14 protein-coding genes and 1 pseudogene are annotated in these 15,993 nt (G+C 45.4%); 5 read left to right on the top strand and 10 right to left on the bottom strand.

Going from position 1 to position 15,993, the window contains the following annotated elements; translation table 11 throughout:
* Nucleotides 1-53 precede the first annotated feature (53 nt).
* Nucleotides 54-2,186, top strand: coding sequence for a hypothetical protein (locus A3729_RS20565; RefSeq protein WP_068553600.1), 2,133 nt, complete (start codon nucleotides 54-56; stop codon nucleotides 2,184-2,186).
* Nucleotides 2,187-2,207: 21 nt separating this feature from the next.
* Here the strand turns inward: A3729_RS20565 and alr are convergent, their stop codons facing one another.
* The 9 genes from alr to dnaE all read right to left on the bottom strand — a co-directional run bounded on the left by alr (nucleotide 2,208) and on the right by dnaE (nucleotide 13,313).
* Entirely contained in the window at nucleotides 2,208-3,368 is a 1,161-nt protein-coding gene (gene alr / locus A3729_RS20570; RefSeq protein WP_082865236.1) for an alanine racemase, read from the bottom strand.
* The gene (gene dnaB / locus A3729_RS20575) at nucleotides 3,365-4,744 is read right to left on the bottom strand and encodes a replicative DNA helicase (protein WP_197469892.1); all 1,380 of its coding nucleotides are present in this window, start codon (nucleotides 4,742-4,744) and stop codon (nucleotides 3,365-3,367) included. The genes alr and dnaB overlap by 4 nt, the downstream gene beginning before the upstream one ends.
* Before the next feature lie 186 nt (nucleotides 4,745-4,930).
* On the bottom strand, nucleotides 4,931-5,377 hold the full coding sequence (rplI, locus tag A3729_RS20580; protein WP_068511437.1) for a 50S ribosomal protein L9: 447 nt from the start codon (nucleotides 5,375-5,377) through the stop codon (nucleotides 4,931-4,933).
* Nucleotides 5,378-5,446: 69 nt separating this feature from the next.
* Nucleotides 5,447-6,304: a hypothetical protein gene (locus A3729_RS20585; protein WP_068511439.1), complete on the bottom strand. Its 858-nt coding sequence runs from the start codon at nucleotides 6,302-6,304 to the stop codon at nucleotides 5,447-5,449.
* A 73-nt stretch (nucleotides 6,305-6,377) separates the two neighbouring features.
* Nucleotides 6,378-6,608, bottom strand: a complete 231-nt coding sequence (rpsR, locus tag A3729_RS20590) for a 30S ribosomal protein S18 (protein ID WP_068511441.1) — start codon at nucleotides 6,606-6,608, stop codon at nucleotides 6,378-6,380.
* A gap of 20 nt (nucleotides 6,609-6,628) precedes the next feature.
* Nucleotides 6,629-7,069, bottom strand: a complete 441-nt coding sequence (gene rpsF / locus A3729_RS20595; protein ID WP_068511443.1) for a 30S ribosomal protein S6 — start codon at nucleotides 7,067-7,069, stop codon at nucleotides 6,629-6,631.
* 210 nt (nucleotides 7,070-7,279) lie between these two features.
* On the bottom strand, nucleotides 7,280-8,650 hold the full coding sequence (tilS, locus tag A3729_RS20600; RefSeq protein WP_068511445.1) for a tRNA lysidine(34) synthetase TilS: 1,371 nt from the start codon (nucleotides 8,648-8,650) through the stop codon (nucleotides 7,280-7,282).
* 29 nt (nucleotides 8,651-8,679) lie between these two features.
* Nucleotides 8,680-9,630, bottom strand: a complete 951-nt coding sequence (gene accA, locus A3729_RS20605; RefSeq protein ID WP_068511446.1) for an acetyl-CoA carboxylase carboxyl transferase subunit alpha — start codon at nucleotides 9,628-9,630, stop codon at nucleotides 8,680-8,682.
* Nucleotides 9,631-9,758: 128 nt separating this feature from the next.
* A complete protein-coding gene (gene dnaE, locus A3729_RS20610; protein WP_068511448.1) occupies nucleotides 9,759-13,313 on the bottom strand; it encodes a DNA polymerase III subunit alpha in 3,555 nt (1,184 codons plus the stop codon).
* Between the two features lie 113 nt (nucleotides 13,314-13,426).
* Here dnaE and A3729_RS20615 point away from each other — a divergent pair, with 113 nt between their 5' ends.
* On the top strand, nucleotides 13,427-13,882 hold the full coding sequence (locus A3729_RS20615) for a CoA-binding protein (protein ID WP_231872309.1): 456 nt from the start codon (nucleotides 13,427-13,429) through the stop codon (nucleotides 13,880-13,882).
* A 33-nt stretch (nucleotides 13,883-13,915) separates the two neighbouring features.
* Here the strand turns inward: A3729_RS20615 and A3729_RS20620 are convergent, their stop codons facing one another.
* Entirely contained in the window at nucleotides 13,916-14,356 is a 441-nt protein-coding gene (locus tag A3729_RS20620) for a TlpA disulfide reductase family protein (protein WP_068511449.1), read from the bottom strand.
* Between the two features lie 54 nt (nucleotides 14,357-14,410).
* On the opposite strand from A3729_RS20620, the gene arsC reads away from it, so the two are divergent.
* The 3 genes and pseudogenes from arsC to A3729_RS20635 form a co-directional block, all read left to right on the top strand.
* Complete coding sequence (arsC, locus tag A3729_RS20625; RefSeq protein ID WP_068511451.1) at nucleotides 14,411-14,764, top strand: arsenate reductase (glutaredoxin); 354 nt, start codon at nucleotides 14,411-14,413, stop codon at nucleotides 14,762-14,764.
* A gap of 95 nt (nucleotides 14,765-14,859) precedes the next feature.
* Complete coding sequence (locus A3729_RS20630; protein ID WP_068511453.1) at nucleotides 14,860-15,240, top strand: DUF2069 domain-containing protein; 381 nt, start codon at nucleotides 14,860-14,862, stop codon at nucleotides 15,238-15,240.
* Nucleotides 15,241-15,287: 47 nt separating this feature from the next.
* Nucleotides 15,288-15,993: pseudogene (locus A3729_RS20635) on the top strand (type II/IV secretion system protein); the annotation flags it as partial.

Raw genomic sequence — 15,993 nt, forward strand, 5'->3', positions numbered from 1 at the left:
GTTCATTGAGTTTACGCATTTACAAAAGGAATAGGGTTACCAAGCAGATGAAAATGCATTCACGACTTTTAATATTAGCCATTTTGATGATGGGTATAGCAGCTTGCTCTGAGTCAAACAAAACCACCACCGAGTTGCCACCAATAATCGAAAATTTGAACTTTCCATTTATTAAAAACAACTCACTATATGAGTTCGACCCGGAATCAGGCGAAAGCAAGATTGTAGAAGCCCATTTTACCGAGGACAGCGCAGCGCGACTTTCTCTATTCATTGGGCCAGACGATGAAAACCCAACTTTAGTTAGCTCTCCTGAAGGCCACATTGTATATCTAGACACCGACGAGGCAGAAGAAGTTCAAGGTGACGACAGCAATTCTTCACTTATACACACCTTGCTTCCTGAGCTTATTGCTTACAGCAAAGGTTCCTCTATATTTTTATTCGAATTAGTGACTCGCTATGCCCACCCAATTGTCAATTTTGAGCCTGTGGATGGCAAGCCCCCTCTTATTTGCGATATTCGGCCGTCTCTAACCCTTGATGAAGAAAACCGACTCATTGATGAGATACTGTACAAAAATGAACATAAACTATATGTAAAAACAGCACCCGAGGACTGTGCTCTCAGCACATTCAATTACTACCAAATTGACCTAGAACAAGACCCAGATACCGAGTATGAGATTCGCCGTATATCTATCAATAGCCATACTCATGTTAGTAGCCACTCCCATACTCATACAGATGACCATGACCACGATCACGCCTACGAAGCTGGCGAGATTGGCGATGATGGCTTGCCTTTCGACCCTAACAACCACCCTCACTACCACACCCACGAGCACGATTTTTTCTACGGTAACCACGAAGAACATTTATACCTAAGTAAAGAGGAAATAGATGAAGTCCACTCTTTAGCAAGCAACCAGGAAACCTCGTTTGAGAAAAGTCAGGCCTGGGTTGGACGAGTAACAAATTCAAGTGAAGCCTTAATGTACGCCGAGCACCCGGTTTATAACACCTCAACCAAAGAGTTTGGCTACCTTGGATTTAACTACCTAAAGAATCAATATGAATTCTATATTAAAGAATCTGATCGTAATTTTGACACTCTCGAATACTCATTTGGTCTTACTGAGCTTGGCGTTGAGCTAATCAACCGAGACCCAAACTATAAGAATAACCAAGATCAATGGTTCACCTATATTGAGAATGCTATTCTGTTCAGACATAACGACGCCTTAATTAAACTCCCCACTCTAGCAATATTTGATCGCGGCCATGTTGAAGAACGTGAAGATCGCTTTGAAACACCAATTTTTGTATTTCAAAACCCTGAAGACTCTCAACTTTCCTATCATCAAGAGACTGATAGACTGTATATACGTGACGGACTTAATCTTCATATGATTGAAGGTGTATCCACCGAAGAGACCCTTACCACGCTCAAGGAGTATTCAGCGGCAGAAGTAGAAGACATTCGAATGATCAGCACATCGCAGAACATCATCATTCGCAAGTTTTTTGCTGAAGATAACCAGCAATCTAACATCGACTCCAGCTCCTCGGTCCAGTTAACCGGAGATCTAGGTCTTTTTATAGAATCGGCAGGGCTTCCTTCATCAGATACTTATACGAGCTATATTGAGGGCAGCGACGACAACATACTCATTCACCTCGAGCGTGAAACTGACGGCCAGCCACAATTGTTTGCTCAAAATTTCGACAGCGAACTCTATACAAGTCATTTCCCAGATATTGCGAACTCAATATGGGGACGAATTTCCAACTTATTTGATAGCTCGGGTGCCCCCGTAGAACAGGCTATCATCAACTCAAATGATACGACATTACTAAGTGTTGGAGAGAAAACTATTCCCGCTCTCATTAACCCTAATATCTATCAGTATAATCAAGATCATGACTTGGGGCATGGCGCTCTAATAGGGACTTTGCCTGGCAACATCGCAGAGGTTATCGATATTGACATAAAGAGCCAATTTCATGGTGAGGTGAAAGTTAAAGATAGCTATGAACATGACGCACCGGTCAAGACCTACTTCTTTCCGAGCAGCCTTTCTTTCATCAACCCGACAGGCTCTTTTGGCGACATGAAGTTTATGTATGACGATACTTCTGAAGAACCATCAGAGAGCGAAGAACTCCTCGAAGAAGCACCTTAAAAAGGCCCAGTGGCGAATACTCTATTCGCCACTCAACAGCCTTGGAACACGAGTAGTAATACTACAAAATAACTCGTAGGCAATCGTACCAGCCAAAGATGCAAGCTCGTCCGCCTTAATATAATCCCCCCACAGCTCAACAGGACTGCCAAGACCACAAGAAGGAATATCCGTTATATCAATTGCCAACATATCCATCGATACCCGCCCTACAAGCGGGGCTCGAACAAAGGATTGTGACGCGGAATCAAAAACCGCTACCGGCGTTCCATCTGGTGCATGTCGGGGATAACCATCACCATAACCGCAAGCGACTGTTGCAATTCGTGATTCACGAGATGCTCGCCAGCGGCCGCCATAGCCAACACGCTCTCCGATAGAAAGCTCTCTAACAGCCATGATTGCAGACTTTAATTTCATCACCGGCTTTAAATCAAAATTCTGGTCTTGCTTCTCTGGTGACGGCATTGCGCCATATAAGATAATACCAGGTCGAACAATATCTTTATGGCTATGAGGATAATATAGAATACCACCGGAGTTAGCCGTGCTCAGTAAGAGCTCATCCGACTCAATATCTTGTATAACAGAATTAAAGCGCTGAAGCTGCTGATCTACCTGCTCCCCCCCTGGCAAATCACTTGCTGAGAAGTGCGTCATACAAGCATAGAGCGAGAGGTACTGATTTGACTCAATTCGCTTCAATGCAAGTGCAAAGTCCTCGCTATTCATACCCAGGCGATTCATTCCGGTATCAAGCTTTAAGCAAACTTTATACTCAGAAGCCTGAGTTTGATTTTCAAACAGCGCCAACTGCCATAAGCTATGGACCACCCAAATCACATTGCTTGTATCCTCGATACAGGCCTTAGCAAAAGGTCCTTCAAGTACCCATATTCGATTAGCGAGCTGAGCCTCACGCAATTGGCGCATTTCTTCGGGAATTGCCACTGCCAAGTCATGCTGGCCAGCAAGCCTTGCCATCTCGATCAGACCATGACCGTAGGCATTGGCTTTAAGCACCACCATTAAAGAAGTAGCCTTCGATATTTCTGCTGCACGCTTTATATTATGACGAAAAGCCTGCCCGTCTACTTCAAGATATAATGGACGACCGCCTGAAAAGCCCTCACCCTCAAGACACAAATTAACACCTTCTGCCCGCCTAAGCTTTTCGATCAAAACTCGTTTCCATAATCAGCGTGAGACAAATCATTAAATTTAGTATATTGCCCCTGGAATGATAATTTACATTTACCAATCGGCCCGTTACGCTGCTTACCAATGATTATCTCGGCCATACCTTTATCAGGGCTATCCTCGTTATAATAATCGTCACGGTAGATAAACATAATAACATCGGCATCCTGCTCGATTGCTCCTGACTCACGCAAGTCTGAGTTCATAGGGCGCTTATCCGGCCTAGACTCCAAGCCACGGTTTAACTGAGACAAGGCTACCACCGGACAGTTCATTTCCTTCGCCAAAGCTTTTAAAGATCGCGATATCTCAGAAATCTCTGCTGTTCTACCTTCCGTCATGCCAGGAACCTGCATCAGCTGAAGGTAGTCGATCATGATGAGACCTATATCCTGCTTAATTTCTCGCGCGACACGCCGAGTTCTAGATCGAACCTCCGTCGGGCTCAAACCTGCCGTATCATCAATAAAGAGGGGCTTGTCTTTGAGCATGCTCACCGCAGAGGTCAAGCGTGGCCAATCATCCTCTTCCAGCTTACCGGAACGTACTCTGGTTTGGTTAATCTGCCCTAATGAGGAGATAACACGCATTAGTATTGAGTCAGCCGGCATTTCCATACTAAATACTAATACAGGCTTCTCTGCTTTAATTAAGGCGGCCTCAACCAGGTTCATTGCAAAGGCCGTTTTCCCCATCGAAGGTCGAGCCGCAACGATAACCAGGTCCGAAGGCTGAAGACCGGAGGTCATCTCATCCAGGTCTCTAAAACCCGTCGTGACACCGGTAATACCACCCGAGGCATTAAACAGCTCATCAATACGTTCTAGCGTCTTGGTTAGGATAGGGTTTACTGATTGAGGCCCTTCACTGTCTTTCCCACCACTATTCTCAGCGATCTGGAAAACCTTCCTTTCAGCCTCATCTAGAAGCTCTGAGGTTGTCCGCCCCTGGGGGTTAAAAGCACTGTCTGTAATTTCTCCCGAGGCACTTATTAATCGTCTAAGTACTGCTCGCTCATGAACGATTTCTGCATAGGCCCTAACGTTAGAAGCGCTTGGCGTGCGCTCGACGAGCTGCCCCAGATAAACCATACCGCCAGCATTTTCGAGCTCGCCCATTTGTTCAAGCTCTTCAGCAACCGTCACTACATCTAGAGCATTACCACCCGTCGCTAACTTAGCAATTACTCGATAAACCAAACGATGATCTTGACGATAGAAATCCTCTTCCAGGACTTTGTCACCGACTACATCCCACTTACTGTTGTCCAGCATCAAGCCACCCAGTATTGACTGTTCCGCTTCGATTGAGTGGGGAGGTATTTTTAGTTTCTGTGTATCCTGATCAAGTACTGACAAGACTCTCACCTCTGATAGATCATAAAAGTGCAATGCTTAGTTTTGTAGAGCATAAATGAATACGGCCCGAAATATAATATATATTCGGGCCGTATCAGAGAGTAATTTATATTTTCAAATCACTCTACCATGGCAACGTTTCTTACCATGTTTAGTCAAAGCTATCTGACTACTTATTTCAGAAGCTTATTCCGCAACAATGATCAATTTAATGATCGCTGTTACTTCACTGTGCAATTGAATCGCAACATCAAACTCACCAACGTTACGAATCGCACCTTCAGGAAGACGAACTTCTGATTTAGCAACTTCAACGCCAGCAGCCGTTACTGCATCCGCAACATCGCGAACACCAATTGAACCGAATAACTTACCTTCGTCACCCGCTTTGGAAACGATAGTTACTTCTTTCTCATTCAATTGCTCAGCACGCGCTTCAGCAGCAGCAAGCTTCTCAGCAGCAGCTTTTTCAAGCTCAGCACGACGTGCTTCAAACTCAGCAACATTTGCTTCATTTGCCGCTACAGCTTTACCGTATGGTAATAGGAAATTGCGACCGTAACCTGCCTTAACAGTTACCTTGTCACCCAAACCACCTAATTTTCCAACTTTCTCGAGTAGAATAACTTCCATCTCGTGATCCTCTATTTTCTAGATTTCTCAAATTAGTTTCATGTAACTAATCAGCGTTTCATGCTTTTACTATTCTGGCGCCTGCATTCTAGCTCTAAAGTCGACCAAACTATCTAGTAAGGCTAACAAAGCTATCAGCATCAATACAGTTGGAAACAGCAATATGGCCGAGAAATAAATGCCAATTAACCACTGCCCGCCAAGCTTTCGCTTCGCTATCACGGCATGCACCAAGGCAAAACCGCAAACCATAATCGGAACCACAGCGACTGCGATAACCAAGGCAGGACTCACGCCCAGCACAGGTAAGATCACAATCAACAAAACCAGGCCCATCACCATACGCGCAGTTAAGCGTATCTGGTGAAACTCCTCTCGCCAACCACCCGGGTTATACAAGCTTGCCTGCCAGGATCGCGCTAAAAACAGCGATATAACAGCCATCCCGAAAAAGGATGAAGCAAAGCTTGCTACCAGTAGCAATTTGAAACCTTCTTGTAAATTAGCATCGTATTCTTGCTGCGACTCTTCTGCGAGCTGCTTAAAGAACTCTTCAGCCAACCCCATTAGGGTTTCAATCAACTCTGGCATAAGATAAGGAGCAACAATGCCTGTAAGCAGGCTAATTACTCCTCCGGCAGCCAGAGTGGCTTGCCAGGAGACGGTTGATCTTAATATCGCTGCCATAAGCAGAACCGATATTAGAACCACCAGCGCTCCGGGATCTTGCATTCCAGACCACCATGCCAAAGCAGGAATAGTTGCCCAGATAAAAACATTAAGACCCTGACTCAAGCCCTTTCGCAAGGTAACCAACCCAACAATCGCCGCGCCGAACCAAAACATCATTGGTATCATTACGCTAACGCTTGCCAAAACTGCTGCTTGCCAAGGTCCTCGCATGGCTAACTTAGCTAAGTCATGCATCAGGATATTCTCAATTTATAGCTAATTAATTACTTTCAATAATCGTAAAACGATTAACAAACAATACCCGGTCTTATTCGTGGTGATTGTCTGTGTAAGGTAAAAGTGCCAAGTAACGAGCGCGCTTGATAGCAGTTGCTAGCTGACGCTGGTAACGAGCTTTTGTGCCAGTAATACGGCTTGGTACGATTTTACCAGTTTCTGTGACATAACCTTTCAAAGTGTCCAAATCTTTATAATCGATTTGTTTTACACCTTCAGACGTAAAGCGACAAAACTTACGACGACGAAAAAAGCGAGACATAGTCTTCTCCTAAAATTAAATTACTCTTCTGATGCCGCTTCGCTGTCACCAGCGCTTGCATCTTCAACTTTCTCTACAGATTCTTCAGAGCTTGACTCTTGTTCAGCTGGGCGCTTAGGCGCAGAGCGACGGTCATCTCTACCTTGAGAAGCTTTAATAGGAGATTCTTCAGTAATCGCTTCCTTCTGACGAATAACCAAATCACGAATGATGGCATCGTTAAAACGGAAGTTGTGCTCCAACTCACCCAAAGCATCGCCGCCACATTCGATATTCATCAAAATGTAGTGTGCCTTGTGGATTTTGTTGATTGGGTAAGCCAAGTGACGGCGACCCCAGTCTTCTAGACGGTGAACCTGGCCACCGCTATCTTTGATAACACCAGTATAACGTTCAATCATTCCTGGAACCTGTTCACTTTGATCAGGGTGCACCAAGAATACGATCTCGTAATGACGCATATTTTCTCCCTTCGGGTAATAGCCTTTTAATGTCGACCACATCGGCCGTTTAAAAAGCAAGGAGTTACAAGTACACGGTAAAGTCTATTCCTTCCATAAGAAAGGTATAAGCTCCCCGCAGATTTTAGAGCGCGATATTCTAGAGATAAAACCATCAAGGTGCAAGACCTTTGCAGTAAGTTCGAGACCTTATCGCCTAATGACTCACCATTAATACTTATTATTGAAGTAAACGCTTAGAACAGGAAGCCCGGACTCTGCATGAAAACCCGCACCTATCCACAAGTTTCCAATTGCCGCCAGTACACCATCAATATAAATCAAAGGATAAGTATCACGTCGCCAAGGAGGAATACCCGCTTCTTGAAAAAGGCTTTTAAGGCTACGCCCCGGCCCGTCAGGTCTAGTCCTGAGCGACTCCCCTCCAGCACGAGATTTTATCTGCAACTCAAAACCTGCCCCGGGCACGGCGAGCTGTATACGACCTGAATCAGCCTGCATGCTTACATCCCCACTTTCATAAGCACACGATATATTCTGAGCTGCAATTTCAACATTATAAACTTGACCACGCCGCTTAAATTGCCGAGTTTCGCTATAAGATTCACTGCCGCCCACAGGTTTACGCTGGCAATAAATTCCCCCTAGATAACGGCGCAATTCAAAACCTGACCATTGGACAATAGGATTAGCATCTGGCTTGGCTGAAATCAGCTCAGTAAAAACTCTTCCCAATATACGCTCTGAAGGCTGCGGGCAATCAAAGTTATCAATCCAAGCTCGTAACAAGATCTTCTGATCTCTCTCTCTATAAGATGATAAAACTGAGATATCGATGACTTTTTCACCCTGAGCGCGCTCAAGCAACAAGCCAGAATCAAATTGCTTTACACACCAATCATCAATAAAGCTTTGCGTTTCACTTGCTTTACACGCAACCTGCGCAAGAGCCTCGGTAGAATTTGGCCAACGCTGTTCAAGTAGAGGGAGAATTTCATTCCTCAGAAAGTTTCTATCAAAGACTGAATCACTATTGCTTTCATCCTCGACCCACTTCAGACCCAAACCTTCCGCTTCTAACTCTAAAGCCCTTCTCGAGACCTCAAGCAAAGGGCGATAAATAACAGTTCCACAAGACATAAGCCTGCTAGGCGGAATAGCCGATAAGCCCTTAACACCACTACCGCGCAATGCCCTAATCAACACCGTTTCAGCCTGATCGTTTTGATGATGACCCTGGAGCAACACATCACCATCATTTAGCAGCCTCTCGAAAACTTCGTAACGAGCCTTCCTGGCTGCGGCCTCTAGCCCTTCACCACTCGCAGTAACTGATACACGCTCTACATAGCAAGGAATAGATAGCTCCTGGCACACCTGCTGACAATGACGAGCCCAGTCGTCTGCGTTTTTACTAAGCCCATGATGAACATGTATTGCTGATAAAGCTAAGGAGGGGTTTAATAAACGAAAAGTATGCAAGAGCACGATAGAGTCCAAGCCACCACTCAAGGCAACAACATAGCGTTTGGACTCGGGCACTCTTTTTAATGCCTGCAAGATCACCGGGGAAACCTTCATCTCACTCACAGAGCACCCTATTTGACTATTTACTCTTTAACGTAGGCCGTTAAACGTTGATAGCGCTGATCCATTAATTCTTCAGTATCTAAAGCCGAAAGTTCATCAAGCCCTGCAATAAGCTGAGCCTTCAATTGAGTAGCCATCTCGGGCATATTTCTATGTGCACCGCCTAAAGGCTCCTCTATGACGCCATCAACCAGACCTAATTCTTTCAGACGTTGAGCGTTAACCCCCATCGCTTCAGCCGCATCAGCTGCATACTCAGCACTTTTCCACAGAATGGAGGCACAACCCTCAGGGGAAATAACAGAATAAGTTGAGTACTGAAGCATATTTAGACGATCACAGACACCAATAGCCAGCGCGCCACCAGAACCACCTTCACCAATAACAGTGGATATAATTGGCGTTTTAAGCCGAGACATGACAGCTAGATTATGAGCTATCGCCTGGCTTTGGCCGCGCTCTTCAGCACCAATTCCCGGGTAGGCACCTGGCGTGTCTATAAAGGTGATAATAGGCAAGGAAAAACGTTCAGCTAGCTCCATAAGGCGACAAGCCTTGCGGTAACCCTCTGGCCGGGGCATACCAAAGTTACGCTTGACCTTTTCTTTAACTTCGCGCCCTTTCTGATGACCAATAATCATTACTGGACGCCCTTCAAGCCGAGCAATACCACCTACAATCGACTGATCATCAGCATAAGTTCTATCACCATGCAACTCATCAAAGTCTGTGAAAATCTGCTCAATGTAATCAAGCGTATAAGGACGCTTTGGATGTCTAGCCAAGCGCGCGACATCCCAAGCATTAAGATTCGCAAAAATATCTTTTGTACGAATCTCGCATTCATGCTCAAGACGCTCAATCACTTCTTGAATATTGAGCTCCTGATCACTGCCGACCAAGCGAAGTTCTTCTATTTTTTCTTCCAGCTCTGCAATGGGCTGTTCAAAATCAAGGTAGTATAAATTCATAATAAACCGCTTTAGTCTGGCTAACTGACTCTTCCATTAGATTTGAGGGGGCTATTGTTACTTTTTTTTCGCCGCCTTACCAGACAGCATAAGTGAAAATCCCGCCACAACATAAAAAAAATATGAGGCTAATAAACGAGCTGCGCCTTCCCTTCACCCAGCAAATACTCTAACTCTTGAAACAATTCGTCAGCAGGCTCAACCCGCCAGCTATCACCAAATTCGATAACCGCACTCACATCAGGTCGCTGGTAGCTTAAGGCAACCTTACAACCTGCTGGCTGAAGCGACTCTTCTTCTCGCACCATTGCCCCCTCACCAAGCATTGCTGGTGCAGCAGGTACTGGCTGAGTACAACGATAAGGTTCCAACTTACTCTTAACGCTTTCTAGCATTCCGTCAGCACACTGCGCCTGACTAATACTGATAGAGATATTCTTGGCAAAGTTAATTCTCGCTGAAGCAATACTTTGTACCTGGCTAACTCGCATCTTCAGCATTCCGGAATAGTCATCAAGACTCACTACACCAGAAACAGCAACCACCTCATCCTTTTGAATAGCCTCGCGACACTCGTCAAATGTATCCGCAAATAGTGTCGCCTCAATTCGTGCACTACGATCATCCAAAGTAACGAAGCACATGGTCTGGCCACGTTTATTCTTCATTACCCGAATTTCAACAATCAAACCCACTACCGTCGTCCGATTACGACTGGACTTAAGGTTTAATATAGAGTTCGGAGCAAAACGCCTAACCTCTTTTTCATACTCATCAAAAGGGTGACCTGTCAGGTATAAGCCCAAGGTGTCTTTTTCCTGCCCTAGCCGCTCTTTTTCACTCCACTCACGAACACCTTCTGAACTTGCGTAGACATCCTCATCTTCGTCAGGAACAACCTCGCCAAACATATCCATCATACCCGCATTTTGGTTTCTGGCATTCTGGTCAGCGCGTTGTACTGCTTCGGTAATACTTTCCATCATCCTCGCGCGGCTCGGGCCAATCGAATCCATGGCACCGGCTCGGATCAATGCTTCCAGAGCTCGCTTATTCACCTTCTTCAAATCTACCCGGTCACAAAAATCAAACAGACTTTTAAATGGTCCGCCCTCTTCCCTGGCTTCCAAGACACTCTCAACGGGCCCTTCCCCTAAGCCTTTAATGGCACCCAAACCGTAGACAACCTGAAGATCGTCATCAACGGTAAAGGTATATTGACTGACATTGACATTCGGCAGCACCAAAGAGATTTTCATCTGACGACACTCTTCGACTAAGGTCACCACCTTGTCGGTATTTTGCATATCGGCAGTCAGTACCGCAGCCATAAACTCTGAAGGAAAATGAGTCTTTAGCCACAATGTTTGATAGGAAACGACCGCATAGGCCGCTGAGTGAGACTTGTTAAAACCATAGCCCGCAAACTTTTCTACCAAGTCGAATATTTTCATGGCGAGGTCTGGGTCAACACCAATTGACGCAGCACCTTCACGGAAGGTATCGCGCTGCTTAGCCATTTCTTCCGGTTTTTTCTTACCCATTGCACGACGCAGCATATCCGCGCCACCTAGCGTATATCCTGCCAAGGTCTGTGCAATCTGCATAACCTGTTCCTGATAGACAATAACACCGTAAGTCGGTTCTAGAATGCCTTTCAGACTCTCATGCTGAAAGTCAGGATGAGGATAGGCTACTTCTGCCCGCCCATGCTTACGGTTGATAAAGTCATCAACCATGCCTGACTCCAAAGGCCCCGGTCTAAATAGTGCAACCAGTGCGATCATATCTTCAAGGTTGTCTGGCTGAAGTCGACGAATCAAGTCTTTCATACCACGGGATTCCAGCTGGAATACCGCCGTTGTTTCTGCTGACTTCAGCAATTCAAAAGAGGGCCTATCATCCAGTGGGATATGGTCAATATTAATAGGCTCTTTACCTTTCGCTGCCAAGCGAGGGTTAATCATCTTCAAAGCCCAGTCAACGATAGTTAGAGTACGAAGCCCCAAGAAGTCGAACTTAACCAGGCCTGCATCTTCAACATCATTTTTATCGAACTGGGTAACCAGGCCACCGCCTTCTTCATCACAATAAAGTGCAGCAAAGTCTGTCAGTTTAGTCGGTGCGATAACAACACCACCGGCGTGCTTACCGACGTTACGCGTAATCCCTTCTAGACAGACAGCCATTTCCCAGATCTCCTGGGCTTCTTCGTCTTCATCAAGAAAAGTTTTTAAGGTCGGTTCCTGCTCAATCGCCTTTGACAAAGTCATGCCGATTTCGAAAGGAATCATCTTCGAAAGCCGGTCAGCCAAACCGTAAGATTTACCCTGCACACGCGCAACATCTCGCACCACAGCCTTTGCTGCCATCGTACCAAAGGTAATAATCTGCGATACCGCATCCCTGCCGTAATGATCAGCAACATAAGAGATAACCCGGTCTCGCCCATCCATACAGAAGTCAACGTCAAAGTCAGGCATCGAGACACGTTCCGGGTTCAAGAAACGTTCGAATAGTAGATCGTATTGCAAGGGATCCAGGTCGGTAATTTTCAATACATATGCAACAAGTGAACCAGCACCTGAACCACGACCCGGGCCAACAGGGATATCATGATCCTTCGCCCATTTAATAAAGTCCATTACGATCAGAAAATAGCCGGGAAACCCCATCTGAAGAATGATATCGAGTTCAAATTTCAAGCGATCCAGATAAGGTTTTCGCCGTTCCTCAAGCTCGTCTTCAGGACAATTAGCCAAAATTACTTTTAAGCGCTCATCCAGGTCGTCATGACAAAGCTTGCGAAAAAACTCATCCATTGTCATGCCTTCAGGCACGGGATATTGAGGCAGAAAGTACTCGCCCAAACGAATTTCCACATTGCAGCGTTTAGCGATTTCTATCGTGTTTTCAACGGCCTCGGGAATATCTTCGAATAAGGCCAACATCTCGTCAGCACTTTTAAGGTACTGAGCGTCACTATAGAGCTTTTCCCGGTTTGGGTTATCGAGTGTTTCACCGTCTGAAATACAAACCCTGGCTTCGTGAGCCTCAAAATCAGACTCAGCCAGAAATTGCACATCGTTTGTCGCAACAACCGGACACGATAACTTCTCGGCTAGCGCAACACTCAGATGAACGCATTCCTCATCATTAGGGCGATTAGTACGCTGAAGTTCAAGGTAGAAACTATCAGAAAAAACCGACATCCAGTGCTCCAAGAGCTCAACAGCAAGGTCTTCTCTCCCAGCCAACAAAGCACGGCCAATTTCTCCATCTTTCGCACCGGACAAAACAATCAGACCTTCTGATGCTTCCTTCAACCACTCTTTCGTGATGACCGCTTTGCCATAATCTTGCCCTTCAGTAAAACCCTTCGAGACCAACTCGGTCATATTAAGGTAACCCTTGTCAGTCTTTGCCAACAAGGTAAGACGGCTTGGATTGTCTGGCTCACTTTCGTTTTCGAGCCAAATATCAACCCCGGCGATCGGTTTGATACCAGAACCGCGCGTAGACTTATAGAACTTGACGAGTGCACACAGGTTAGATTGATCAGTGATCGCGACCGCCGGAAACTCCTCATCGACCAACTGTTTAATCAGCGGTTTGATCCTTACCAAACCGTTGGTAAGGGAGAATTCAGTATGTAACTTGAGATGAACAAATTTTGCTGGCATGAGGTATCGCGATGACATATTGTAGGAGCTGAGATGTTAGCATGACTTAAGGCCTTGTCGAAGCATCTTAGCGCTTATTTTTTACGACTTTAATTCCCGTATCAGACGCATTGGTGAACCTTATCAAAACACAATTTAACCACAACCAGTTGATAGATCTACTCAACTCAGTTGAAACAATTGCCTTAGTTGGTGCCAGTCAAAAACCCGAAAGACCAAGTAATGAAGTCATGAACTTCTTGCAAAACAAAGGTTTCAAAATCACACCGATTAACCCAGACCTAGAAGGCCAGAATCTGTTAGGTGAAACGGTAATCAAAAACATCACCAAGCTGCCCATTAAGGTCGACATGGTCGATATTTTTAGAAACTCTGAAGCCGCTGCATCGATATGTGACGAAGTGCTAGCACTTCCGAAAACTCTACAACCCAAGGTTGTTTGGATGCAGATTGGCGTCATCAATGAAACTGCTGCAGCCAAGTTACGTGCAGCAGGAATATCAGTGGTGATGGACAGGTGCCCTAAACGGGTAATCCAAGAAGCAGAGCGCGTATCAACTCTGGCTTAACAATATTTGAGCTCAGAGTAAAAACAGCTACTTTTACTCCAAGCCTAAATGCCTATTGATCGACTCTGCCGTTTGCGGCCCCATTAACCACTTAACAAACTTCCCCTGCTTGTTTATTAACATTGTCGCTGGCAGGCCACTCGGCAATTTCTGAGAAAACATGCTAGACGGGTCTGCATCAAGCACCGGAAAATCTATTCCCAACCGCTTAACCTTGCTATCCAAGAGCTCTCCTTTCGCTTTATCGAAGTCAAAACCCAGAACCTGGAAGGCCTCACCTTTATTTAACTTGTTCAATTCTGGTAATTCATCGAGACAGGGCCGGCACCATTCTGCCCAGTAATTGATTAATAGCCACTGCCCCTTATATGAGTTTAGCGCTTGCTGGCGACCATCAGAAAAGACGAAAACAGATTCAGAGCAGGCACTTAGAAAAAGAAACAATACAAAGGGCAAAAGTGTTTTTATTCTCAAGCCTGACTCCTGTTACAATATGCCATCTAATTTTACCACGCTGGACGATTAACTATGACCGACACGATACAAATATACCACAATCCTCGCTGCTCTAAATCACGCCAAACCTTAGCGCTTATCGAAGAGAAAGGCATCCAGCCTGAAATTGTTCTGTATTTAGATGATACGCCAGACGCCAAAAAAATCTCAGAGATACTTGGTAAGTTAGGCATTGGCGCCCGCGAACTTCTTCGCAAAGGTGAGCAAGCTTACAAAGACAACGAGCTAGCAGATAAAACACTTAGCGACGCCCAATTAATTGACGCGATGACGAAATTCCCAAAGCTCATCGAACGCCCTATTGTCATTAAAGGCGACAAAGCAGTTCTGGGTCGCCCACCAGAAAACGTACTCGAACTTATATAAACGATATATGCTTCGAAGCGCCCTCTACGGTATAAGTTTGAGGGTGAAGTCGGACTGTCGACACCAAGCTCACCTCAATTGTAATGGAACACCGAATGTCTCAAACACCACAGCGCCCAAGAAAAAACGTAGTCGCCTACTGCATTACTTGGGCTTCCTACCTTTTACTTATTCTAATGATGATCATCACCAGCCTTCCAAGCTACCTACCCGAAGGAAGCTCACCCTGGGTCGTCGTAAGCGTCAAACTCTCCCCATTGCTGATCATTCTGCCTGGCTTAATTAAAGATAGCCTGCGTTCATATACGTGGCTTTGTTTTATCGTTTTATTCTATTTTACTCAAGCAGTTGTCGAAGCCTTTCTATCTCAAGGCGCAGGCTTAGACCTGGTTATCACTTTATTAACCGTCAACATCTTTTTATCTGCTATGTTTTATATAAAGTGGGAACGCGCTCTGGGCCGAGCGCTATTCTAGATTAGCTAACTAATCAGTTAGCTTTAATTACATGAGAGTAAACCTTAATGCAGCAGCAATTTTCACATTCTGAGCCACTCACTTTCGGGCAAATCGTTCACCAATTGCAGCAAGATAAGTGGTTAAGTGAGGAAGATGCGAAGGCGCTGCTGATCGCGCCAAAAGGAAGTGCGCAGGCAAAGCTTCACCCTTTAGAAATCATAGCGAACGCTGAACTAAGTAAACCTTCCGGGGAAGCCATCAGCATAGAATCCTTGCTTAACTGGCTTTCTACATGGAGCGGGCAAGAGGTTTTCCAAATCGACCCTCTGAAAATTGATAGTCAGAAAGTAGCAAACGTGATGTCACTTGCTTTCGCTCAGCGGCATCATATTCTGGCAGTCGAAATCAACTCAGAAGAAGCCGTCATCGCCAGCGCCCAACCTTTTGTTGATCATTGGGAAAACGATCTAAAGCACATTCTCAAGAAGAACATTAGCCGAGTCATCGTCTCTCCTGCTGATCTAAGAAAATATACTGTCGAATTTTATCACCTGGCAAACTCTGTTAATAAGGCTGGCGCACAAACTTCCTCGCAGCATTCACAGAACTTTGAACAAATGCTGGAACTTGGCGCGCAAGGCAACCCGGACGCTAACGATCAACACATCATCAACATTGTTGACTGGCTTCTGCAATATGCTTTTGAGCAGCGCGCTAGCGATATTCACATTGAACCACGCCGGGAAATCTCACAAGTACGCTTTNATGATG

Source organism: Oleiphilus sp. HI0043 (genome assembly GCF_001634935.1).